This is a genomic window from Rhizobium sp. SU303, assembly GCF_021052345.1.
GTDB lineage: Bacteria > Pseudomonadota > Alphaproteobacteria > Rhizobiales > Rhizobiaceae > Rhizobium > Rhizobium laguerreae.
In genome coordinates, this window is record NZ_CP088096.1 from 573357 (window position 1) to 597267 (window position 23911).

At 60.4% G+C, this 23911-nt stretch carries 19 protein-coding genes and 2 pseudogenes; 5 read left to right on the forward strand and 16 right to left on the reverse strand.

The features are described 5' to 3' along the window. Window positions 1–7: 7 nt before the first annotated feature. The 3 genes and pseudogenes from RlegSU303_RS27320 to RlegSU303_RS27330 form a co-directional block, all read left to right on the forward strand. Window positions 8–1639 (forward strand): dipeptide ABC transporter ATP-binding protein, encoded by a 1632-nt coding sequence (locus tag RlegSU303_RS27320; RefSeq protein WP_231283868.1) that lies wholly within the window; start codon window positions 8–10, stop codon window positions 1637–1639. A 22-nt stretch (window positions 1640–1661) separates the two neighbouring features. Then, entirely contained in the window at window positions 1662–2882 is a 1221-nt protein-coding gene (locus RlegSU303_RS27325; protein ID WP_131719925.1) for a M20 family metallopeptidase, read from the forward strand. A gap of 663 nt (window positions 2883–3545) precedes the next feature. Further along, a pseudogene (locus RlegSU303_RS27330) lies at window positions 3546–3808 on the forward strand (HlyD family efflux transporter periplasmic adaptor subunit); the annotation flags it as partial. A gap of 312 nt (window positions 3809–4120) precedes the next feature. Here RlegSU303_RS27330 and RlegSU303_RS27335 read toward each other — a convergent pair. The 5 genes from RlegSU303_RS27335 to RlegSU303_RS27355 are packed head-to-tail and all read right to left on the reverse strand — an operon-like array spanning window position 4121 to window position 10388. Then, window positions 4121–5872, reverse strand: coding sequence for an acetyl/propionyl/methylcrotonyl-CoA carboxylase subunit alpha (locus tag RlegSU303_RS27335; RefSeq protein WP_131719924.1), 1752 nt, complete (start codon window positions 5870–5872; stop codon window positions 4121–4123). Between the two features lie 40 nt (window positions 5873–5912). Continuing rightward, complete coding sequence (locus RlegSU303_RS27340) at window positions 5913–7514, reverse strand: 5-oxoprolinase subunit B/C family protein (RefSeq protein WP_131719923.1); 1602 nt, start codon at window positions 7512–7514, stop codon at window positions 5913–5915. A gap of 7 nt (window positions 7515–7521) precedes the next feature. Then, entirely contained in the window at window positions 7522–8328 is an 807-nt protein-coding gene (locus tag RlegSU303_RS27345) for a putative hydro-lyase (RefSeq protein ID WP_131719922.1), read from the reverse strand. 24 nt (window positions 8329–8352) lie between these two features. Beyond that, window positions 8353–9117 (reverse strand): LamB/YcsF family protein, encoded by a 765-nt coding sequence (locus RlegSU303_RS27350; protein WP_131719921.1) that lies wholly within the window; start codon window positions 9115–9117, stop codon window positions 8353–8355. Between the two features lie 11 nt (window positions 9118–9128). Beyond that, window positions 9129–10388, reverse strand: a complete 1260-nt coding sequence (locus RlegSU303_RS27355; RefSeq protein WP_131719920.1) for an NRAMP family divalent metal transporter — start codon at window positions 10386–10388, stop codon at window positions 9129–9131. Between the two features lie 367 nt (window positions 10389–10755). Between RlegSU303_RS27355 and RlegSU303_RS27360 the strand changes: the two genes are divergently transcribed. Continuing rightward, window positions 10756–11430, forward strand: a complete 675-nt coding sequence (locus RlegSU303_RS27360) for a GntR family transcriptional regulator (protein WP_131719919.1) — start codon at window positions 10756–10758, stop codon at window positions 11428–11430. 93 nt (window positions 11431–11523) lie between these two features. On the opposite strand, the gene RlegSU303_RS27365 is transcribed toward RlegSU303_RS27360, so the two are convergent. The 7 genes from RlegSU303_RS27365 to RlegSU303_RS27395 form a co-directional block, all read right to left on the reverse strand. Beyond that, entirely contained in the window at window positions 11524–12363 is an 840-nt protein-coding gene (locus tag RlegSU303_RS27365; RefSeq protein WP_131719918.1) for a MurR/RpiR family transcriptional regulator, read from the reverse strand. A 95-nt stretch (window positions 12364–12458) separates the two neighbouring features. Beyond that, window positions 12459–13139: an aspartate/glutamate racemase family protein gene (locus RlegSU303_RS27370; protein WP_131719917.1), complete on the reverse strand. Its 681-nt coding sequence runs from the start codon at window positions 13137–13139 to the stop codon at window positions 12459–12461. A gap of 59 nt (window positions 13140–13198) precedes the next feature. Continuing rightward, window positions 13199–14167: an ABC transporter ATP-binding protein gene (locus RlegSU303_RS27375; RefSeq protein WP_131719916.1), complete on the reverse strand. Its 969-nt coding sequence runs from the start codon at window positions 14165–14167 to the stop codon at window positions 13199–13201. 1 nt (window position 14168) lies between these two features. After that, the gene (locus tag RlegSU303_RS27380) at window positions 14169–15230 is read right to left on the reverse strand and encodes an ABC transporter ATP-binding protein (RefSeq protein WP_131719915.1); all 1062 of its coding nucleotides are present in this window, start codon (window positions 15228–15230) and stop codon (window positions 14169–14171) included. Then, complete coding sequence (locus RlegSU303_RS27385) at window positions 15227–16117, reverse strand: ABC transporter permease (protein WP_131719914.1); 891 nt, start codon at window positions 16115–16117, stop codon at window positions 15227–15229. The genes RlegSU303_RS27380 and RlegSU303_RS27385 overlap by 4 nt, the downstream gene beginning before the upstream one ends. Window positions 16118–16120: 3 nt before the next feature. Beyond that, the gene (locus RlegSU303_RS27390) at window positions 16121–17074 is read right to left on the reverse strand and encodes an ABC transporter permease (RefSeq protein WP_131719913.1); all 954 of its coding nucleotides are present in this window, start codon (window positions 17072–17074) and stop codon (window positions 16121–16123) included. Between the two features lie 78 nt (window positions 17075–17152). Beyond that, window positions 17153–18718, reverse strand: coding sequence for an ABC transporter substrate-binding protein (locus RlegSU303_RS27395; protein WP_231283903.1), 1566 nt, complete (start codon window positions 18716–18718; stop codon window positions 17153–17155). Between the two features lie 643 nt (window positions 18719–19361). On the opposite strand from RlegSU303_RS27395, the pseudogene RlegSU303_RS27400 reads away from it, so the two are divergent. Next, window positions 19362–19507 (forward strand): annotated as a pseudogene (locus tag RlegSU303_RS27400) (transposase domain-containing protein); the annotation flags it as partial. An 8-nt stretch (window positions 19508–19515) separates the two neighbouring features. Here RlegSU303_RS27400 and RlegSU303_RS27405 read toward each other — a convergent pair. The 4 genes from RlegSU303_RS27405 to urtD are packed head-to-tail and all read right to left on the reverse strand — an operon-like array spanning window position 19516 to window position 23910. After that, window positions 19516–20673 carry an iron-containing alcohol dehydrogenase gene (locus tag RlegSU303_RS27405; protein WP_131719911.1) on the reverse strand — a complete coding sequence of 386 codons (1158 nt, stop codon included), beginning with the start codon at window positions 20671–20673 and terminating at the stop codon, window positions 19516–19518. A 12-nt stretch (window positions 20674–20685) separates the two neighbouring features. Further along, entirely contained in the window at window positions 20686–22437 is a 1752-nt protein-coding gene (locus tag RlegSU303_RS27410) for a nitrilase-related carbon-nitrogen hydrolase (RefSeq protein ID WP_017956945.1), read from the reverse strand. Between the two features lie 28 nt (window positions 22438–22465). Continuing rightward, window positions 22466–23161, reverse strand: a complete 696-nt coding sequence (gene urtE / locus RlegSU303_RS27415; RefSeq protein ID WP_131622169.1) for an urea ABC transporter ATP-binding subunit UrtE — start codon at window positions 23159–23161, stop codon at window positions 22466–22468. After that, the gene (urtD, locus tag RlegSU303_RS27420) at window positions 23161–23910 is read right to left on the reverse strand and encodes an urea ABC transporter ATP-binding protein UrtD (RefSeq protein ID WP_017956943.1); all 750 of its coding nucleotides are present in this window, start codon (window positions 23908–23910) and stop codon (window positions 23161–23163) included. Before urtD ends, urtE begins: the two co-directional genes overlap by 1 nt. Window position 23911 lies beyond the last annotated feature (1 nt).

A 23911-nucleotide genomic window follows, 5' to 3' on the forward strand; every position in this document is an offset into this window, starting at 1 on the left:
CACCACCATGACGACAAAACCAGACACTCCGGTTCTCGCGATCGAAAATTACTCATTGGATTATGACACGGCCTCCGGCGTCTTCCATGCGGTCAAGAACATCGACCTCTCCGTCCACCGAGGCGAGATCCTCGGCCTGGTCGGTGAATCCGGTTCCGGCAAGACCTCGCTTGCCTGGTCGATCATGCGCTATCTGCCCAAGAACGCCCGCGAACCGGGCGGCCGCATACTGCTGAGCGGCGAGAACCTGCTCGAAAAGACCGATGCCCAGATCGAGACCTTTCGCGGCCGGCGCATCAGCATGGTGTTCCAGGATCCGAGCACGTCGCTCAACCCGACCCTGTCGCTCGGCACCCAGCTCGCCGAGGTGCTGGTCCGTCACCGCGGGCTGACACGGCAGCAGGCCTGGAAGGAAGGCGAGGCGATGTTGGACCGCGTCGGTCTGAAGACACCGGCCGCGATGATGAACCGCATGCCGCACGAGGCATCGGGCGGCGAGAAGCAGCGCGTCGTCATCGCATCGGTGTTCGCGTGCAATCCCGAATGCATCATCTTCGACGAACCGACGACGGCGCTCGACGTCATCACCTCATGCCAGATCCTCGACCTGTTCGTGGAACTGCAGGCCGAGACGGGCGTCGCCTCGCTCTACATTTCCCACGATCTAGCGCTGGTATCGCGCACGGCCAGCCGCGTCGCGGTCATCCGTCGCGGCGAAATCGTCGAGCAGGGCGCGGTGCGCGATATCTTTGCCAATCCGCAGCAGGATTATACCCGCGAGCTGATCGCGGCGGTTCCCGATCCGGCCCGCCGGCTGGTCGGCGACATCGTCGTTGAAACCGACAAGCCGCTAGTGCGTGTCGAAAACGTCAGCGTCCATTATGGCCGCAAGCCGTTTCTGGCAGCGCTGACCGGCCGCGCCACCGAACGCGTTGCCGGCAACAATGCCATCAGCCTTAGCATCAATCCGGGGGAAATTCTCGGCGTCGTTGGTGAATCCGGCTCCGGTAAATCGACCCTGGCGAAGGCGATGACCGGTCTCAACCGCTTCGAGGGCAAGATCTGGTTCGGCGGTCGCGAGATCAGGAACCTTGGCGACATGGACAATGCCTATCGCAAGGACGTGCAGATCATCTTCCAGCATCCCGACGCCTCGCTCAATCCCCGCCAGAAGATCAGCGAGATCCTGTCGCGGCCGCTAAAGCTGTTCGGGGACGCGTCTCATCTCGACCAGAAGGTCGGCGATATGCTGGAGCAGGTGCGCCTGCCGCGCACCCATGCCCAGCGGTATCCGCATCAGCTGTCGGGTGGCGAGAAACAGCGCGTGGCGATCGCCCGTGCGTTTGCTTCCAAGCCGAAATTGGTGATCTGCGACGAGATCACTTCCGCGCTCGACGTATCGGTGCAGGCGTCCATCGTCCAACTGCTCCTGGAGCTGCAGAAGGCCAGTGGCACCGCCTACCTGTTCATTACCCACGACCTCAACCTTATCCGCCAGATCGCCCACCGGATCGCCGTGATGTATCGCGGCAATCTCGTCGAGATCGCACCGGCCGCAGACATCGATAGCCAGGATCGGGCCGAATATACCCGCCGCCTGATCGAGGCGGTGCCGCGGCCGGCCGGCCAATACCTATGACAATGCATCAAGGAGTATGACAATGGACCCGAAATCCCTGGTGGATCGGATCGACGAAAAGGCCTGCCTCGATTTCCTATCGAAGATGGTCCAGCACAAGAGCCATTCGGAAACCGATGGCGAGCGTGACCTTGCGCGCTACATGGCCGGCGAACTGGAAAAGATCGGGGTCGAAGCCGAACTGCAGCCATTCGACGAAGACCGCCGCTTCAACACGATCGGACGCCTCAGGGGCACCGGCGGCGGCCAGAGCCTGCTGTTCAACGGCCATCTCGACACCAATCCGGTGACCGAAGGCTGGACGGTCGATCCTTATGCCGGCCTCGTCGATGACAAGTTCATCTACGGTATCGGCGTGTCGAACATGAAGGCCGGCGATGCTGCCTATTTCTGCGCGGTCAAGACGCTGCTCGATGCCGGGGTCAAGCTCAAGGGTGACGTTATCCTGACCTTCGTGGTCGGCGAACTGCAGGGCGGGGTCGGCACGCTTGCGGCGATCAGACACGGCGTCAAGGCGGACTATTTTATCAACAGCGAACCGAGCGATCTCGTCGCCGTCACCATGCATGCGGCAGCTCTCAGCTATGTCATCGAACTGACCGGCGACACGCGCCATCTCTCCAAGCGCGAGGAATCCGTCGATGCGATCGCCGCGGCTTGCGACATCATCCCGCGCATTAACGCCATGACCTTCAGCGGCGCCAGGAGCGACGTGCACCGGTCGATCAACCGCGGCCATGTCGGCGTCGTCCATGGTGCTCTCGGGCGCAGTCTCGAAGAATGGCGTCCGCCGCAGGTCGCAGATTTCGTCCGCCTCAAGGGCTCGTGCCGTTATGCGCCGGGGCAGACGCAGGAGGGCGTGCTGGCCGATCTCGAAAAGGAACTGGCGGCCCTCGAAGGCCGCTTCCCCGGCCTCAAGGCAAAGCTGGTTCCGGAATTGATCGAGGGTCGCCCGCTGATGCCGCCCTTCGAGGTCTCGCCGACATCGCGCATCGTCAAATCCATCAACGCGGCCTATGAAGCCGTGCGCGGCGAAAAACAGCCGACCGGCGCGATCACGCCGACCCGCTTCTACGGTACTGATGCCGGCCATCTCTACAAGGAACTCGGCATGGAAGGTATCGTCTGTGGCCCCGGCGGCCGTTACAACACCATGCCCGACGAGCGTGTCGACATCGTCGACTATCTCGACATGATCCGCGTCTACATGCTGACCATCCTCGATATCTGCGAGGTTGCCTGACCATGTTCTCCCGGGCGGAATTCGATCGCCGTATCGCATGCGCCCGGGATGCCTGCTCACCGGCTTCGCCGAGATAGTTGGCGACGGAGTGGTCCTCGGTTCAGATCCCTTCAAGACCACCAATTCAGCAAGGCAACTTTCAGTTCGAGGTGGGCAATGTGGCCGCCGGTCCGCGCACGAGCGCCAGGGTGCGTGTTTCCAGCAGACAAAGCCTCGCGATGCGATGGTAGTGTCGTGATAACGCGGCAACAAGGAAGTGCTATTGCCTAATGTTGTCTAACCGCGCCAAGTCGAACTAACGCATAGCCCGCACCGCCAACTTGAATCAAAAGGTCTGCTCTCATTTCCCTGTCGGTGACGACCTTGATTTTGGTCCATTTGTCTATCTTGGTATCGAGCGGTAGAGGCAAGCCTTCTCGCAGCAAGAGGGTAAGCTCAGGTGCTCTTTCCGACTTATAGATGCAAATCCTCATCGCACGGCACCCTAACTGCACAGATTTGTGACAGCTATATTGCAGTGCGTTATCAACTATTGCAATGCCGCAAAATCCTTCTGCGCGAATGTGCCGACGTATGTTTCCGTCCTGCTGTGCATACGCTCCCGCTTCTTCCAGTTATCAGCCTGAGACAATGGTCGAACACTGAGCTTCCAGCACTCCGCAAGGTATCGTACGCCAACTCGCCGTCCACGCATCTGGCGCTGTTATTGCGCCGGGCGAGGCAATCATGCAGATCGTCCCGGATCGCGATGCGCTTGTCGCCGAGCGCAAGCTCATGCCGGCGGACATCGATCAGGTCACTACAGGACAAGCGGTGGATCTTAGATTTCTGCGTTCAGCCAGCGGAACAGGCCTGAATTGAACGGTGTCGTGACAGGCGTTGCGGCGAATCTTACATCTGACCAACGCTCGGGTCTCAGCTATTATGGAGATCGTAATTGCGTCAACGACGTGATCGAGCGCCATTTGTCATTCCACTACCAGACCCTGACCTGTCGCGAAGCAGACTGGCGTCCGCAATCGCTTTTGCTTGAAGACGTGCCTTTGAAAACTCCACCGCGCTCAACATACCGATCTCTCACTGATTGAAAAGTGCCGGCCAGACGGATATTCCCGGCTGCGTAGCGGTAACTGTCCTACCCAATAAACCAACACGGTAATCAACCGTTGACGCTCGCGAAAAATAACGAAGGGCAGAAAGTCGCGCCGTCGAAGGCTTTTGATCCGATTCCTCGAAGATTAAGCGTCGTTGCTGACTGCCGCCTGGACCTCGAAGCACGCGATCTCGGCTCCGGCGTGCAGAAAGGTGCCAGCCTCCGCCTTGAAACGGACGTTGCCAGCCTGTGATGCCGTCACCCGGGTTTCCATCTTCATGGCTTCCATGATGGCAATCAGATCGCCGGCTGCGACCTCAGCCCCATCCTCGACCTTGAAGGCTTGCAACGTACCCGAAATCGGTGCGGTAATGCTCAAAGGGTCGTGGGCCGCAATAGCTGAAACCGGAGCGGCAGTGGTCGGCAAGCTACCCAAGCTGGCGAGAAGTGCAGATGGAATTCCGAGCTCATGGCGTCTGCCGTCTATCTCGACATGGGTGCGGATGAGCGTGTTATCAGGGCTCGGCAAGGGCCGGGCTTCCGCTTCAAGACGGGCGGCGAAGTCGGTCTCGATCCAGCGCGTATGCACCTTGAGTCCATCCTCCCCAGTAAAATCGCGGCTTTCCAACGCCGCGCGGTGGAAGGGCAGCACGGTCGCAATGCCTTCGATCTTGAACTCGCTCAAAGAGCGCCGAGCACGAGCGAGTGCCTGTTCGCGAGTGGCTCCGGTGACAATCAGTTTTGCCATGAGGGAATCGAAAGTGCCCGGCACGGTCGAACCGGAAACCACGCCGCTGTCGAGACGGATGCCGGGTCCTGACGGGGCATCGAAGCGCGTAATCGCGCTCGGTGTTGGCAGGAAGCCACGACCCGGGTCCTCGGCGTTAATGCGAAATTCGATCGAATGGCCACGCGGGGCCGGCGTTTCGGTGATGCGCAGCGGCAACCCGTCGGCGATGCGGAACTGTTCGATGACGAGGTCGATGCCGGTCGTTTCTTCCGTGATGGGATGCTCGACCTGCAGACGGGTATTGACCTCGAGGAAGGAGATCGTGCCATCCACGCCGAGCAGGAATTCGACCGTGCCGGCGCCGGAGTATCCGGCGGCGGCGCAGATGCGCTTGGCCGCGTCATGGATCTGCTGCCGTTGGGCATCCGAGAGGAAGGGCGCAGGCGCCTCTTCGATAAGCTTCTGGTTGCGTCGCTGCAGCGAGCAATCGCGCGTACCGAGAACCAGAACATTGCCGTGCTTGTCGGCTAGAACCTGCGCCTCGATATGGCGCGGACGGTCGAGGAAACGTTCGAGGAAACATTCACCACGGCCGAAGGCGGCTTTGGCTTCGCGCACGGCCGACTCGTAGAGTTCAGCCACTTCCTCCATCTTCCAAGCGACCTTCAACCCACGGCCACCGCCACCATGGGCGGCTTTTATGGCGACCGGCAAGCCGTGCTGTTCGGCAAAGGCAATCACTTCGGCGGCTGTCTCGACAGGGCCATCGCTGCCGGCGACGAGTGGCGCGCCGACGCTGGCTGCGATCCGACGTGCCTCGACCTTATCGCCGAGCGCCTCGATGACATGTGGATCAGGGCCGATCCAGATCAGACCGGCTTCCTGCACAGTGCGGGCAAATTCGGCCCGTTCAGACAGGAAGCCATAACCCGGATGAACGGCGTCGGCGCCACAGCGTTTGGCAATGGCGATCAGCTTTTCAATATGGAGATAGGTCTCGGTCGGCCGGCTGCCGTCCAGCCCGTAGGCTTCGTCGGCCAATTGCACAAAAAGCGCATCCATGTCCGGATCGGCATAGACGGCAACCGATTTCAGGCTGTGATCGCGGCAGGCGCGGATGATACGGACGGCGATTTCACCACGATTGGCGATCAGCACTTTTTTCATTGACGTCTCCTCACTGTTTTTTCGCTCAGCTTCGCTCGTCTCAGACCCTGGCGGGCTTGATATCGGCGAAATCTCTCACGGGTCTGAAGCGTATCTGGGCATTGACCGGGATCTGTCCGGCGAGATCGAGATGATGTTCGGCAACCGCTCCGATTACCGGATAGCCGCCGGTCAAGGGATGGTCGGCGAGGAAGAGTACCGGTTGACCACTGTGCGGCACCTGAATGGCGCCGGTCGCTGTTCCCTCACTCGGCAGTTCCGCCTTGTCCTTGCGCTCGAGCGCCATTTCACCGGAAAGTCGGATGCCGACGCGATTTGACTGCGGTGTCACATAGAAGAGCTGACTGGTCAGGGTCGTGATGCCAGCCTCGGTGAACCAGTCGCTGCGTGGCCCCATGATCACATCAAGCGTCACGACTTCGCCGGGGGCCGGGTGCTCGAAGGCCGGCGCTTCAGTGAGCGAGACGCTGGTGAGGTCCGATACCTCGTTGTTGATAGCCAGAACCATGCCCGCAGTCACGGGATCAGGCCCGACCACGGCGAGCGTATCGGTTGAGACGCTGCCGAGCACCGGCTTCACATGAAAGCCGCCACGAATGGACAAGTAGCTGCGCATGCCCTTCGGCGCCTGTCCAAGGGTCACGACATCGCCGGCTTCGAGCGAGACCGGCTGGTAGGTTTCGGCAGCAAACATACGGCCCGACACGTCGCGGATGCTGATCGGGCAGGGGGCACCCGATACGCCGAAAACAGTACGGCCGGATACCTCGAAGGAGAAACCACCGAGGATGATTTCGAGACAGGCCGTGCCGGCAGGATTACCGACAAGGCGATTGGCGGCTTTAAGCGCGCCTTGATCGAGTGCACCGGAAGACGACACGCCTTGTCCTGTCTGGCCGAAGCGACCGAGATCCTGAAGGAGCGCTGGCATGGGGGCAAGCAACACCCTCAGCGTCAGTGCATCGGCTTGCGCCTGGGCAGATGCGGACGTTGCGGCTTTTGCCGTTGTCGTCGAACCGGGGACCGATTTCTTGGCAAGATCAAAAAATCGGACCCGGTAGCCGGGCTGGAACAGCGCCGGCGGATCGCGAGACAAATCCCACATCTTCGTCGTCGTCGTGCCGATGATCTGCCAGCCGCCGGGGCTCGCTTGCGGATAGACGCCTGAAAAGGCACCGGCGAGCGCAACCGAACCCGACGGAATTTTTGTCCGCGGGCTCTGCCGGCGCGGCACCTGCAGCGCTGGATCGCCGCCGACGAGGTAGCCGAAGCCGGGCGCAAATCCGCAGAAGGCGACGGTGAAGGTGCTTTCCGTATGGCGGCGGATGACTTCTTCCACCGAAAGGCCGGTGAGTTCGGCCACGTCGGAAAGATCCTCTCCATCATATTGCACGGGAATTTCCACCAGCATGTCCGAAGGCGAAATGCGGGCGGAAAGATCGCGCGTGGCGATATTGGCGGCCAGCGCCTCTGCCGTCAGCTTTTCCGGACGAAACCGGATCATCAGGGTGCGGGCGGCGGGCACCATATCGACGACGCCGTCCACGGGCTCTGCCTCGAGAGAGGCAAACAGCGCCAGCGTTTCGTCGAGATCGGCGAGTTCGACCAGGATAACCGTCAGGCTGACAGGCAGGAAACGCATCGGAACCTCAGGCGTAATAGGCTGAATCGGGAATATCGGTGATGAACATATGCCCCGGCGCGTGGGTGATGGCAAAAGGCACGCCAGACGCCATGACAGCTGCCTGCGGAGTGACGCCGCAGGCCCAGAAGACGGGGACCTCACCGGGCTCGATGCGCACCGGATCGCCGAACTCCGGCTTGGCCAGATCCTTGATGCCGATCTCTTCGGGCGCGCCGACGTGCACGGGCGCGCCGTGCACCGCCGGAAAGCGGCCCGAAATGGTGGCCGCATCCGCCACACGCGATGCCGGGATCGGCCGCATCGAGACGACCATATTGCCGTGCAGGCGTCCCGCTGGGCGGCAGGCCTTGTTGGTCAGGTACATCGGCACATTGGACCTGTCGGTGATGTGGCGGATCTCGATACCTGCCTCGACCATCGACGTCTCGAAGGTGAAACTGCAACCGATCAGGAAACTGACGAGGTCTGGGTGTTGACCCCAAGCAACAGTTGCATCCGCCGTTTCCTCAGCCAGTTTGCCGTCACGCCAGATGCGGTAGAGCGGCAAATCCTTGCGGAGGTCGGCCCCCGGCGCCAGAAGTGTCGCATGTGAGCCTGGATCCGAAACGTCGAGAACCGGGCAGGGTTTCGGATTGCGTTGCGCATAGAGCAGGAAGTCGAAGGCCCAATCGCGCGGCAGCACGATCATGTTGGCCTGGGTAAAACCGGGGGCGATGCCCGAGGTCGGCTCAATGGTGCCCGCGCGATAGCGCGCGCGCGCGGTGCGCGCCGCTTCGACATTGACGTGGCGAAGATGGTCCATGGCGATCATGATGGCCCTCCCGTGGATGCCTGATCAGGCGGATAGGAATGAGCGGACGGTGATGCCGTCGGCTTCGAAGACGCGACGAATTTCCTGGGCGATGACAACAGCACCGGGACTATCGCCATGCACGCAGATCGATTGTGCGTCGATCCTGATGGTTGAACCGTCGATAGCCTCCAGCGTGCCCTTGTTGGCAAGCTGCAGCATGCGCTGGGCAATGAGCTTCGTATCATGCAGGACCGCACCCGCGTCGCGACGCGAGACAAGCTGGCCGTTCGGCGTGTAGGCTCGATCGGCGAAGGCTTCGGCGACGACCTGAAGACCTGACTTTCGCGCGAGTTCCAAGATGGGTGCGCCGGCCAATCCCATCAGCACCAGCGAGGGGTCCACGGCCTTGATGCCGTCGATGACGGCTTGACCCTGTTTCGGATCGTGGGCGATGCGGTTGTAGAGCGCGCCATGCGGCTTGACGTAACCGACAGTGACGCCGGCCGCAGCGGCAATGCCTTTCAGCGCGCCGATCTGGTAGATGACGTCGGCGATCAGTTCGTCGCGTGTGATGTCCATGTCGCGCCGGCCGAAGCCGACGCGATCCGGGTATGAGATATGCGCCCCGATCGAAACACCTTTTTCAGTGGCCGCCTTGACGGTTTTCAGGATGCCGAGCGGATCGCCAGCATGGAAGCCGCAGGCGACATTGGCGCTAGAAACGACGGCAAGCATCGCCGCGTCATCACCCATACCCCAGGCACCATAGCTTTCACCGAGATCGCTGTTCAGATCGATGGCAGTCATTTCTGTTTTCCTCAAGCAGCCGTGAGAAGGGCGAAGATCGGGCCGATCGACTTGTAGCCCATGTACCAAGTGAGTGCGGAGACCAGAACGCCAAGCGCCAGCAACCAGCGCGGATAGCGATAGCCGCCCATGAGATCGGAACGGGCCCAGACCGCATAAATGAAGATCGAGAGACCGATCGGCAGGATCAGACCGTTCAGGCCGCCGACGAAGACCAGCATCTGGGCCGGTGGCGTGGTGATGACGACATAGAAGAAAAGCGATACGGCGATGAAAATTACGGTCGCGATGTTGCGGGCGCGCTCGCTGATGTCCTTCTTGAACACGGTAATGAAGGAAACCGACGTATAGGCGGCGCCGATAACCGAGGTGATGGCGGCAAACCAGAGCACGGCCCCGAAAATGCGGAAGCCGACATCGCCTGCTGCCGCCTGGAAGGCCTGTGCCGCCGGGTTTGCACCCTTGCCCGACACGTCGATAACGACGCCGCTGGCTACAACGCCGAGAATGGCGAGGAAGAGCACGTAGCGCATCAGGCCGGTGACCGCGATGCCGGTCAAGGCTGCGCGGTTGACGGCGCCAAGGTTCTCGATGCCAACGGAGCCCTTGTCGAGCAGACGGTGTGCGCCGGAATAGGTGATATAGCCGCCGACCGTACCGCCAACGATGGTGGTAATCGTGGCGAAATCGATCGTGCTCGGCAAGAAGGTCTGGAAGAGCGCGTCACCCACCGGCGGGCCTGAGACGATGGCGACATAGAGCGTCAGCAGGATCATCAGAACCCCAGCGACAACGATCAACCGGTCGATGGCGAGGCCGGCGCGCTTCGAAGAAAAGATACCGATGGCGATCAGAGCGCTAATGGCGCCGCCCCATTTCGGATCAAGGCCCAGCATTGCGTTGAGGCCGAGGCCCGAGCCGCCGATATTGCCGATGTTGAAAAACAGGCCCCCGACGATGACGAGAATGGCCAGGAGATATCCCGTGCCCGGTATGGCGGCATTTGCAATATCGGAGGCGCGCATCTTGGTGAGCGTCACGATGCGCCAGATGTTCAACTGGACGACGAAATCGATCAGGATCGAGGCCAGAATGGCAAAGGCAAAGGCCGCGCCGAGCTTGGTCGTGAATGTGGCCGTCTGGGTGATGAAGCCCGGGCCGATGGCCGAGGTGGCCATCAGAAAAATGGCGGCCGTCAGTGCGGCTCGGCGTGATTTGACGGACATTCCGCCCGGGTTGGCGCTGCTTTGGGACGTCGAATTCTGATCCATGTTACCCTCTCCGTTGATCGCTTCGTCATTCGAAATCTGTTGCCCGAACTGACTGTCGATAGCGGCAGCGTCGTCGCGTTTCATAATTCTGTCAATATTGTTCAACGATTTTATTTTATCGTTCTACTATCCTGCACAAATGTTGAGCGATCTTGGGCTTGATTAGGCACAGAATAGCCTTGATTGGCGCAGACTTGGGCCGCGTTGTAGCCGCGCTTGCCTCCTTCCTTTCATTAGGGACCATGTCTGACGTTGCCGCGATCCACCTGGTCGCGTTGTCCAGCCATGGTTCCCATGGCGCGCGAACCGCTATATCGATGGGCACAGAGACGGTTGTTTCAGCCGTGTGCGTGTATAAGGGGTTTTGATGGCTGAGCAGGATACCACATCGGCGCTTGCGCCGCGGCTGGCGGAGGAGATCCGCGACAAGCTGATTGCGGGCGAATTGAAGCCGGGCCAGCGCCTCTCCGAGGCGGCGCTCAGCGTCGGCATGGATGTGTCTCGTAACTCGCTGCGCGAAGCCTTCCGACTTCTGACCAAGGAAGGCCTTCTCCGGCACGAGCACAATCGCGGCGTCTTTGTCGCCACGCCCAGCATGGCCTCAATCATCGACATTTACCGGGTGCGCCGCATAATCGAATGCCAGGCACTCGCCAAGGCCTATCCCAATCATCCGGCGGTGGCGCGCATGCGCTTGGCTGTTGAACGAGCCAGGGTCGCGCGCGGCGACAAAGATTGGGGCACGGTCGGCAGCCAGAACATGATCTTTCACGCAGCGATCGTCGATCTTGCTGACAGTCAGCGGCTGAATGCCTTCTATGCTCAGATCGCCGCAGAGCTACGCCTTAGCTTTGGTCTGCTCGCCGATCCCGAGCTGTTGCACGCGCCCTATGTCGACCTGAATGCGGCGATACTCGAAAAGCTCGAAGCTGGGATGACGGCCGAGGCTTCCGGGGCACTCGAGGCTTACTTGACGCAGTCTGAGCGCACCGTTCTCGCTGCCTTTTCGCGAATTAATGTGAGGAACTCATCCGGGAAGTGAACGCGTAAGGGTAGGTGGGGAGCTGTCCGCGAGGTCGATTCTGCTTAACTCCAGGCTCACGCCCTCCATGCCATTTATGGAAGTTAAAACGACTTATAGTTCTTCAAGATTTTCGTTTAGGGCCTCAATGTTGCGAAGGCGTTTTCGACCTTCAATCCCGGCTTTCTCGAAGCAGCGGGTAATCAGCAAATGGCACAACGCCATCACCGAGGTGTGGTTGAACAACGGGCCGGGCGCAAGTGTTTGGCATTGGAAGTGCCAACCGGCGGCAGTCTCGAAGGACGCGCCTTCGTCCGTAATGTAAAGAAGATTTGCCTTCGATCTCCGGATTTGGTCGAGAATTGCGTCCATCTGCGCTATTCGTCGGCGCATAGCAAAGACGACGACGACGTCCTTCTCACGAAGGCTCACGAAATGTTCGCCTAGTGTCTCCCCAGAACCGGGGATGGCGACAATGTTTTCAATGACCTGGATCAGTTGCCATTGAAGATACGAGGCAAATGGGTGACTGCTTCGAAACCCGACAACCCAGACTTTTCGCGCATGGAGGATTGCTTCAGCTGCGGCCTCTATCTGACTGTCGGGAATAGAAATGAACGTCGCTTCAAGGTTTGCGATGCCTTGGGCTATATGTGCCTCTACCGGCTGGATCGACGCAGCGTTGGCCGAACTCGCGAGAAAAAGCCGGGACCCGGTTTGCTTTTCCTCCCGCGCGTGGCGGCGTGCTTCCTCGTAGGTTTCATAGCCGAGCCGCTGGATGAACCGTGTGACAGTGGCCTTTGAAACGTGCGCGAGTGCCGCAAGTTCCTGTGCTGAATAGCTCGCGAGTTCGCCGGGAAAATCGCAAACGAACTCAGCCAGCCGCTTTTCCGCCGGATGAAGGTTGGGAAGCGCCTCTCTCACGCGAAACAGGAACGAACGATCTTTCGGCACAGTACTCTCCGCGACATCTCCAGGCGGCGGACTTTCCGTCGCAATCTCCCGATTTGCAATCGGAAAACTCAAGCTGCCGTGCCGGAGCGCCCTTGTCACTGCGCCAAACTCGCAGCGACTGATGCGAGAGGAAACATCCGGTTGAGGAGGAGTTTAGCGGCTGACTCAATCGGGGCTATCACTGGCGCGGACAGCTGTTGCTGAAGTTGTGCCGCTGCTCTGCCAAGCGGCCCGCCGCCGATGATGACCACCTCGGCGCCATCAAGCTCCAGGCACTCTTTGACGGCAATGGCCAGTGCTGTCTGCAGCCGCTCTGGCTCGAAGGAGAGAGAGATTGGGTCCCCACTGGTCAATCGAGTGCCGGAGAAAAGGTTGGCAAGCCCGAGGCTCACCGCCTTTGCCGCGAAGCTCTCGACGAGATCTGGTGTGACTGTCGCAATGCCGAACCGTCGTCCGCCGAACGCAGCTTCCAGCATGCTTGCCTCGCATATGCCGATAATGGGTGTATCGGTCATTTGTCTCAGCTGTTCGAGGCCCGGATCCCCGAAGGCGCTGACGATGATGCCATCAGCCCTTGACGCCGCGGTCAACCCCATCTGCACGACGCCGTCGGCGGAGGCGGCAAGCTCATTGCCGTTGAGGATCATCGGCACGCCTCTTGCCGCCGTCATGCCTTCGACCGAAATGCCAGCGGGAACAGACTGGCGAGCGATGTCGGTCATCATTGCCGTGGTCGCCCCCGATGTGTTTGGATTGATGATAACGATGTGTGTCATGATGCTTTGGACGCCGCAGCCGCGCGCCACCTCCCTGATTCATTGTATTTTCGGCTTTCTCAGCCGAATAGAAGGCAGGCAACCTGGCCAGCCCGTTCCGCGGCGACGAGTGCCGGAACTTCGGTGCGACAGGGTTCTGATGCCTGCGCGCATCGTGGCGCAAACGCGCAGCCCGGTGGCATGTTGGCCAGATCCGGCGGCGCGCCCGGAATGGTGATCAGCCGATCGCGACCGTTTGCGAGTTCGACGCGCGCGCCGAGCAGCCCTTTTGTATAGGGGTGTTTCGGATCGCGGATGATGTCTTCAACGCGCCCCTCCTCGACGATCCGTCCCGCGTACATGACCGCGATGCGGTCAGCGACCTCGGCAGCAACGCCGATATCGTGGGTTACGAAGATGACGGACAATCCATACTCCTTCTGCAATTCACGGATGAGGAGCAGGATCTGGATCTGCACGGTGGCATCCAGCGCTGTCGTCGGCTCATCGGCGAGAAGGACCTTTGGATTGCACGCCAGCGCCATGGCGATCATCGAGCGCTGCAACATGCCGCCCGACATCTCGTGGGGATAATTCTGAAGGCGCCGCTCCGGCGAGGGAATGCGAACCTTCTCAAACAAGGCAAGCGACCGGGCAGCCGCGGCGGAGCGAGAAATCTTTTCATGGCGCATGATCGTCTCTTCGATCTGCCGGCCAAGTGTATAGACCGGATCGAGGGCGAGACGCGGCTCTTGAAACACCATCGACACAACGGCGCCACGCAGATTGCCGAGTTCGCGCGTCGACAGGCCGGTGACATCGCGGCCGGCCACCGACATAGACCCGTCGATTGTCGTCCCCTTCGGATGCATACGAAGCAGCGAGCGCATGGTGACGCTCTTGCCGGACCCGGACTCCCCCAGGAGGGCCACGACCTCGCCAGCCCTTACCTGGAGGCTCACGCCATTGACGGCCTTCACCGGCTTGCGTCCTCGATTGAAGGTAACGGAGAGGTTCTGGATATCGACCACAACATCGGATTGCGTCATCTCAAGCCTCCATAGTGATGGGCGCACGGCTGTGGCCCGAACCCGGTATCGACATCAGGCAGGCGGTGGACTGCTCGTCTGAGACAGTTGCCAACGGCGGCAGAGTTCGGCTGCAGGCATCCTCGGCGAAGCTGCAACGGGTATGAAAGCGACAGCCGCTGGGCGGATCGATCGGGTTCGGTGGATCTCCAGAAAGCGGCGGCTCCAGCGTTCTCTCAGATGGATCCATTTTCGGCATCGAGGCCAGCAGCGCTGAAGAGTAGGGGTGCTGCGTGTTTTCGAAGATTGCCTGCCGGCTGCCGATCTCGGCGACCTTGCCGAGATACATCACCATGACCCGGTCGCACATGAAGCGGACGACGTTGAGATCGTGGGAGATGAAGAGATAGGTCAGACCGAAGTCGCGCTTGAGGTCGAGCAGCAAGTTGAGAACCTGTGCTTCCACCGATTTGTCGAGCGCGGAGACCGCCTCGTCGAGGATGATCAGTCTTGGTTGGAGCGCCAGCGCGCGGGCGATGTTGACGCGTTGCCGCTGCCCGCCCGACAGTTCGTGCGGGTATCGCCCGGCAAAGCGCGTCGGCTCCAGCCCCACCCGATGAAGCAGGTCGTGAGCGCGCGCAATCGCCTTTCCGGTTGGAACACCATGAACCTGCGGCGCAAAGGCGATCGATTCCTCGATCGTAAGCCGAGGATTGAGCGAGGCATAGCTGTCCTGGAAGACCATCTGCACCTGACGCCGGTATTGAGCAAGCGGCAGCGTGCCGCCGACTGTCTCGCCATCGAACAGGATGTCGCCCTGATCGCGAACGATGAGGTTCATCAACAGCCGCGCCGTCGTCGATTTACCGCAGCCGCTTTCCCCGACGACGCCGAGCGTCTCGCCCTTGAGAATATCGAAGTCGACGCCATCGACGGCGCGTACGACTTTCCGCGGCCGGAGAAAGCCACTGCTTTTGACCGGAAAATGCTTCAGAAGCCCGCGGGCGGAGATGAGGGGCTGAGCCGGTCCACCGCGCTCGCCGATCTCCATATCCTGATTGTAGGGTGAAATTGCTGCGCTCATGATTTCACGTCCATGGCTGCGCGCAGCCCGTCGGAGAAAAGATTGAAGCAGACCGAGGTGGTGAAGATCATCAATCCCGGCAGAGCAGCGACGAACGGATTGTTGTAGATCGCTGTTCTTAGCGTATTCAACATCAGTCCCCATTCGGCATCGGGCGGACGCACGCCAAGGCCGAGAAACGACAGGCCGGATGCAAGGATCATCGAGACCGAGATCAGGCTCGTGGCGAAGACGAAAATGGGACTGAGAACATTGCCGAGAATGTGCACCCGAATGATGGTGCGATCAGGAGCGCCGGACGCGCGGGCCGCATCGACGTAGTCGAGTTTCCTGACCTGGGTCGTGACGCTTTCTGCAACGCGCGCGATCTGCGGGATGAAGACCACGGTCAGCGAGACCAGCGCATTGGTCAGGCCCGAACCAAGGGCGCCTGACAAGGCGACGGCGAGCAGCACGGAGGGGAATGCGTAAAAGACGTCGATCGTGCGCATGATCAGCGTGTTGGTGATCCCGCCGGCATAACCGGCAATGATGCCGATCGCCGAGCCGATGACGAAGGCGATCGGAACCGGGATGACGCCCATCACCAGAGAGAGACGGGCGCCATAAATCAAACGCGAGAGCATATCGCGTCCAAGTTCGTCGGTGCCGAGGATATATCCGGGCGTGCCGATCGGCTTCAGGCGGCGAATGACGCTGCCTTTCGACGGGTCGTAAGGGGCGATATACGGCGCGAATATCGCGATGAGCACCAAAAGAATAACGACGCCCAAAGCCGCGAGCGCAACCGGATCACGACAAAGACGGCGACCGACACCGCGCCAGAATCCCGGTGATTTGAAGACTTTTGGCGCTTCCGAGGCCAGATCTGCTGTAATGACGGCCATGGGTCAGCTCCTCTGGATGCGTGGATCGATTGCGCTCTGCAGCACATCGACGATGAGGTTCAGGAGGACGAAGAACATCGCAAGTACGAGGATCGTGCCCTGCAGGATCGGCAGGTCGCGGGTGAAGATGGCGCCGTTCAACAGGAAGCCGGTGCCCGGCCAGGAGAACACGGTCTCGATCAGGATCGATCCGCCCAGGAGATAACCGAGCTGCAGGCCCATGACAGAAATTGCGGTCGGGGCGGCATTGCGCACCACATGGCGCATGATCTGCCGGTTCATCAGCCCCTTGGCAGCCAGCGCTTGGGTGAAATCCTGTGACAGAATGTCGGCCACCAGCGAGCGGATGGTGCGGGCGATTATTCCCATCGGGATGACGGACATCGTGACCGCAGGCAGGATCAGGTATTGCAGATATTCCCAGCTGAAGCTGCGTCCGTCCGATCCTCCGGGCCCGCCGCCCATTGCCGGCAGCCAGCCGAGCGTGACGGAAAATGCAATGACGAGAACCATGCCCAGCCAGTAATGCGGGACGCTGACACCAAGCATCGCGAAAGCGGAGGCGAGGCGATCGATCCAGCCGCCCCGGAAGACGCCTGCCACGAAGCCGAGTACCGAGCCGACGGTGAAGCCGATGATCGTCGCGGCAACCGCCAGGATGATCGAGTTGACCGAGGCGTCCATGATTTCGCTGAGCACCGGGCGGCCGGACGCGATCGAGACCCCCAGGTCGCCATGCAGCGTACGCCATGCCCACAGGGCATATTGCACCGGCAGCGGGCGATCAAGGCCGTAGAAGGCCCGCATCTGGTTCTGCATCTCTGCAGAGGCGTCGGATGGCAGGATCGCGGCCAGTGGGTCACCCGGAGCTATATGGATCAGCATGAAGCAAACGACGCTCACACCGATGGACACGGGAATGACATGCAGCAGTCGTTTCAAGGCATAGGCGAGCATGGTTTCCTCACAATACGGTTCGGATCGGGCATCATGGGCTGCGCATCGGCGGGCCGGCGCGCAGGCCCATGCGTTGGATCAGGGGTCCATGCTGATGGTGGAGAAGTCCTGGAACCAGTTCTGTGCCTGGACGAAGCCCTTGACCTTGTCGGTCATGGCACGCGGGTTGACGTCATGCGTGACCATCAGGAACAGTGCTTCGTTTACGTATTTCTCGTGGATCTGCTGAAGCACCTTGTCCTGTTCGGCAGCGTCGAAGGTCGTGCGCACCTTGTCGAAGAGGGCATCCATCTCAGGGTCGCAATAGTAACCCCAGTTGGTACCGTTAGGTGGTGCGAGGTTGCATTGCGACTGGCGGATCAGCGCGGTGAAGGGATCCTGGATGAAGTAACTGTAGTTGATCGCCGTCGCACCCTTGGCGCTCGGATCCTTAGCACCGGCACGCCAAATGTTGATGACGGTGTTCCAGTCAGCGACCTCGTATTCGATCTTGATGCCGATTTCAGCCAGCGTCTGCTGGATGTATTCGTTCATCTGCAACGGCAGCATCTGGCCCGAGCCGGAGGACGAGATGATGACTTTGGTCGTGATGGGCTTGTCCGGACCGAAACCGGCCTCAGCCATCAGCTTCTTTGCCTCTTCGACATTGTAGCTCAGCTTGAACGTCGGGTTGCCGAACCACTGGTGGCCAGGCGGCAGATAGCCCTGTGCCGGGATCGACAGGCCGCCGAGTAGTTCGTTCAGGCCGTCGCGATCGACCGCAAGGTTTGCCGCCTTGCGAACGCGAATGTCATTCCACGGGGAACCCTCGACACGAGAGAAATGCCAGGTCCAGTTGTGCGGATAGGAGTTGGTGATGATCTTGAAGCCTGCGTCCTTCAGCGAGCTGACGGAATCTGGAGCCGGTGCTTCGATCCAGTCGACCTGGCCGGATCGAAGCGCGGCGACGCGGGTGTTCGGTTCAGGCAGCGGGATTAGAACCAGCTTGTCGAGCTGCGGTACGCGCTTCTTGTCCCAGTAGTCCTTGTTCGGCGTCAGCTCGACGCGCTCGCGCGGGGTGAAACCACTTTCCATTTTCCATGGGCCGCTGCCGGAGGGCTTCTGGGCAACCGCGTCCCAGCTCTTGCCCTGGGCTTCCCAGTTCGTCGGCGATGATATCAGGATCCAGCTGATCTGATAGGGCAGGGTGGCATCCGGTGTCTTGGTGGTAATTTCGACCGTGAGCGGATCGATGACCTTGTAGGAGGCAACGGCCGGAATGCGTGATTTGCCTTGCGCGGACTGACGCTTGTCGAATTGTGGGGCATCCTGCTTCAGGATCTTGTCGAGATTCCATACAACGGCATTCGCGTCAAAGGCGCTGCCATCATGAAACTTCACCCCATCACGAAGCTTGAATACCCATTTCGTTTTATCCGTCGCGTCGACGTCCCAGGAGACCGCAAGGCTCGGTATCAGGCTCGAAGGTTTGTCTGCGCTCGTCAGATCCCATTCGATGAGCGAATTGTAGACGGTATAGCCCATGAACCGCTGACCCTCGCCCCCTTGGTCAGTTTGGCCAGTCGTCAGGGGAATATCGGAGGCAGTCATCCCGATGCGCAACGTACCCGCAGCCAGCGCTCCGGTTGCGTTTGCCGTCATCATTGCAAACGTAGCAGATACTGCAAGGATTGCCGTGCGGAAGATCATGGTCATTCGCTGGCTACGGGAAATGTGAGTGTCCCTATGCGTCATTCTGTTCCCTCTTTTTTGCTGCCGCTGAGCGTCTGCCCAGTCGAGGGAAGAGAAGCAGGTTTCGTGCCAAGTTATGTGAAACTATAATTTCATCTCATTGGTCAATTAGATAACCTCTTAGGGGGAGATGTATTGCTCGCTCATGATGACTTTGATGTTGCCGAGTTTGTGAACTGCAGAAAGCATATGCTCAAACAAGCGCCAGGGCTCCACCGTGAGCAAAAACAGCTATTTCTCAGCCGTGGGCGGACGGACTCCTCAGACAAATATTCCATCGAGCAAGGCTGTGTTTACGACGTCCTACGCGGTTACACGCGTGGCCTCTTGACGGCCAATCTTCGCAATGCGCGTCGCGGATCGCGCCTGGAAACGATCGCCGGATCCCCCAGCGCTCGTAACGAAGCCGACCAACTGCTCATTTGCCCCTCACTGCGCCCGTGTAGTTCCGGCTTGCTTGGAGACAATCCCGCCAGTGATGAGCTTGGGACCTAGACGAAGAGTGCGCTGTTTTCTCGGGCCACCGGCGCCGATGTGCTTCCGGCAAGAACGCTCTTTTTTTGCCGGGCACGACGTGGGAGCGGAGAACAGGGCCACGATCGCTCGCTCATCGAAACCTGCAAGCTCAACGCCGTCGATCCGCTTGCCTATCTGACCGCCACTCTCACCGCCATCGTACGCTGCTCCGTATCCTCACGTTAGGCACCTTGTTACCAAGCGACTTCATAGATCCTCGCGGCATCCGACAGCGACACCGTGCGCGGATTGTTGACCAGCAAGCGGGTCTGTTCCATCGCACTTTCCGCTAGCCGGGGAAGCCCGTCCTTGGGAATTCCGACATCGCGCAGGCGTACGGGCAGGTTCAGGCGCAAAGGGATCAATGCCAGTCCTTCGATGAAACCGGAAAGCCGTTCGGCCTCACCGGCAGACTCAAGGTGAGGAAAGAGGCACGGCGCCAGTTCCGCATAGGCATTACCACACACCGTCGCGTTGAAGCGCAGGACATGCGGCAGGACCAGACTGTTGGAAAGGCCGTGCGCAACGTGATAGCGGCCACCGATCGGGTAGGCGAGAGCATGGACGGCAGCGACCGGCGAATTGGCAAAGGCCTGACCGGCCAGCATGGCGCCGAGCAGCATCGCCTGTCGGGCGGCGAGATCGGTTCCGTTCATCACCGCGATTTCGAGATTCGCCCCGAGAAGCCGAAGAGCCTCCTTGGCAAGGGCACGGGAAACCGGATTGTTGTTCGTACTCGCGGAGGTAAAAGCCTCGATGGCGTGCACCATGGCGTCAATCCCCGTTGCAGCCGTCACGGCTGGAGGAAGGCCGAGGGTCAACTCCGCGTCGAGAAGTGCCGCATCCGGCAGTAGCACCGGCGATACGACGCCTTTTTTCTCGTGTGTGCCGGTGGTGACAATGGAAATCGGCGTGACTTCGGAGCCGGTGCCTGCCGTTGTGGGCACAAGCACCAGCGGCAAGCGCTGCCCGCTTACTTTGCCTACTCCATAGATATCATCGAGTGCTTCGCCGCTTTTGCAGAGAAGGGCCACCAGCTTTGCCACATCGAGCGACGAGCCGCCGCCAATGCCGAGCACACCCGTGGCGCCGAATCCGATCGCCTGCGCAACGGCCGCATGAATGATGGCTTCCGGCGGATCGGCGACAACGCCGGTGAAGACCGATACGTCAGAGCCGCCGTCCGCAAGGCTCGCCAGGGCCGGCTGAACGAGCCCCGCCTTGACGACCCCTTCGTCTGAAATCACCACGACGCGCGGCCCGAGTCGCGTTTTCGTCAGCTCCGAAAGTCTGGCGATGCAACCCGGTCCCGCGATGATCTGCGGGACGGTCGCGAATGTGAATGTGGACATCTTGCCGGTCTTTCACTGATGCCATTTGACGAGCGGCTGATAGTGATGCGGCTGGCGCATGACGACAAGATCCTTTCGCCGGACGATGTTCGTCGGATAGGGCGTATCGAGATTGGTGGTGTCGACGGCTGCCGCCGCAATCCCGTCCTCGTCTAGGATTGCCGATTCCTGGCGCGGAAAGGCAAAGGAATCCGGCCCGAATACCGCACTCTTGCCTTGGTATCCCCGTGCCGCATCCAGGACGTTGGCGAAGGCGAAATAGAGGTTGTTCTCGCCCCCGCGCACGCGCAAAGCATGCCAGTGATAGGGATCGGCGCCCTTGGGTATCGGATAGTTATGCGGAATTTTCGTGCCGTTGTGGCTGCCGGTGAAAGTGCCTGCTATGGCTGATGGGCAAGCGACCACGTCGCATCCCATCAGCGCCAGCGAACGGATGGCTTCCGGATAGAGCGCGTCATGGCCGATCGCCAGGCCGACGCGGCCAATGGCAAGATCGTAGACTTTCCATTCGTCGCCGGCGGTCGCCCAGCTGTCGGCAATGCCGAGATGCGTCTTGCGATAGCTGCCCACGAGCCCCTCGGGGCCAGCGAGAACAGCGCTGTTGTAAACCTTGTCCCCGTCCTCTTCGGCAAATCCGGCGACAAGATAGAAACCGAGCTTCATCGCCAGACGAACGAAGGCCGATACCGTCGGGCCCGAGAGCGGTTCCGCCCGGCCTTGCGGGGCCGCTAGTCCGGTCAGCGACAGTTCCGGGAAAACCAGAATATCCGGTGCTGTCGTTGCCTTCGCCTCGGTTGCCAGATCGGCGATGCGGGCGAGATTGTCGGCGACGACGGAGGTGGGGGCGAACTGGGCGACAGCGGCGCGGGATGCGCGTCCGCGCGGGATCGGCTGGTAGCCATAGAGACGGAAGTAATCGCCCGGGTTCCAGGTGAAGCTGTTGGTCATCATGTTCATGTAGAGCTCGGGCCGGCGGGACTTGAATACCGGTTCGAACAAGACCTCGCGGCGGCGGGCGCGGGCAGGATCGATCGTGCCATAGGCAATCCCGTCGCCCGTATCGATCGATGCGGCAACCGTACCGTCGGGCTCGATCAGGCAGCTTCCGCCTGAGAACTGCACCGTTCTCTCCAGCCCCCAACGGTTGCTTTCAATGACGTAGCAGGCGTTCTCAAAAGCGCGGTTGATCCAGTAGGGTGCCGGCGTGCGCTCCTGCAGCCAGTTGGAGATGTGGCAGATGATGTCGGCACCGGCCAGAGCCTCCAGCCGCGCCGTCTCGAAGAAGTGCAGATCCATGCAGACCAGCATCGAGATCCGGCCGATCTCGGTTTCGAATACCTCGTGGACGATGTCGCCGTTGGCAGCCCATTTCGGCTCCGCGATATAGGGATGCGATTTGCGATGCCGGCCAACGACGCCGTCGGGACCGATGAGGACGGCGGTATTGTAATAGAGATCGCTCGCCGGATCGACTTCCGGCATGCCGACGACGATATAGCAGCGGTGTTTTCTGGCAATGGCCTGGAAAACATCGGTGGTCGGTCCGGGGATAACCTCGACGAAAGGTTTCACTTCGGCCCTGTCGAACCAGCAATAGCCGGTCGTGCCCATTTCGGGCGTGACGATCAGGCGTGCGCCTGCCTCCGCGGCCTCTTCGCAAAGGGCTGCCAGCCGGCTGATATTGCGGGCCTTTTCGAACATGGTCGGTTCGAACTGGATGGTGGCCGCGGTATAGCTTTGTGTCGATGTCATGGTTGTTCCCATTGTCTCTATGAAAGGATATCGGTCTGTTTCAGACAGCCATATGCCGGTGAACAAGCGCGTCGGAGAGCGTGTCGATGGCGCCGGCCGCGACCACGCCTCCCTTCTCCAGCATTGCGAACTGGTGAGACGCGTGCCGCGCAAATGCGACGTTTTGCTCGACGAGGATGATCGTCATGCCGATCTCGCGATTGAGCCGGATGATGATCTTTTCGATCTCCTCGACGATGGAGGGTTGGATGCCTTCGTTCGGTTCATCGAGAAGTAGCACTTTCGGATCTCCGGCCAGCGCGCGGGCGATGGCGAGCTGCTGCTGCTGGCCGCCCGAAAGCACGCCGCCCGGCCGATCGAGATTGGCCATCAGGTATGGAAAAAGCTCTGGCACCAGCGCAGGAATCTCGCGTTTGCCATCGGTGCGGGCAAAGGCGCCCATCAGGATGTTCTCGCGGATAGTAAAATCGGGAATGATCTCCCTGCCCTGAGGGACGTAGGCAATACCGGCCCTTGCCCTTTCATGCGTTGGGGATGCGGCCATGTCCTTTCCCTGCAGACGCATCTCGCCAGTCATGCGGTCGGTCAGTGCCATCAGGGTTTTCAACAGGGTCGTCTTGCCGGTGCCGTTGCGGCCGAGGATGCTCGTCACCTTGCCGGCCGGAATCTCGAGCGTGACGCCGTGCAGGATATGGCTGCGGCCGTAGTAGCTGTGCACGTCTTTCAACGACAGCATCAGGATATTCCTTTCGAACCGAGATAGGCTTCACGGACTTTAGGATTGCGCTCGATATCTTCGACGCCTCCTTCCGCCAGAACCTCTCCGAGATGGAGAACGGTGATGCGTTCGGCGATTTCGCGGACGAACCCCATGTCGTGCTCGACAACGAGGATCGTATGGCGACCTTTGAGATTGTTGATGATCTGGGCGGTCTTACGGGTTTCCGCTTGGGTCATCCCGGCTGTCGGTTCGTCGAGCAGGACCACCTTGGGATCCTGAACGATGAGCATGCCGAGCTCCAGCCACTGCGTCTGGCCGTGGCTCAAATAGGCGGCCATCACGTCGCGCTCGGCATCGAGACCGATGAGGGCAAGGACGTCGTCGACGCGGTTTGCCTCCGCTCGTGAAAAGCCGAAGCGAAGATTGGCAAGCACCGAAGGATTGCGGCAATTGGCGACCTCGAGATTCTGCCGCACGGTAAGGTCGCGAAAGACGCTGGGGATCTGGAATTTCCGGCCTATGCCGGCGCGCGCGATGCGGTGTTCGGGCCAGTTGGTGATGTCGGTGTCGTAGACGAAGACCTTGCCCTGCGTGCTGCGCGTCTTGCCGCTGACCAGATCCATCAAGGTCGTCTTACCCGCGCCGTTTGCGCCAAGCAGCACACGCAGCTCGCCGTCGAAGACGGTGATGCTGACATTGTTGACGGCGCGGAAGCCGCCAAAATCGACGCTGAGGCCGTCGATGGTCAATGCGATCGCACTCATA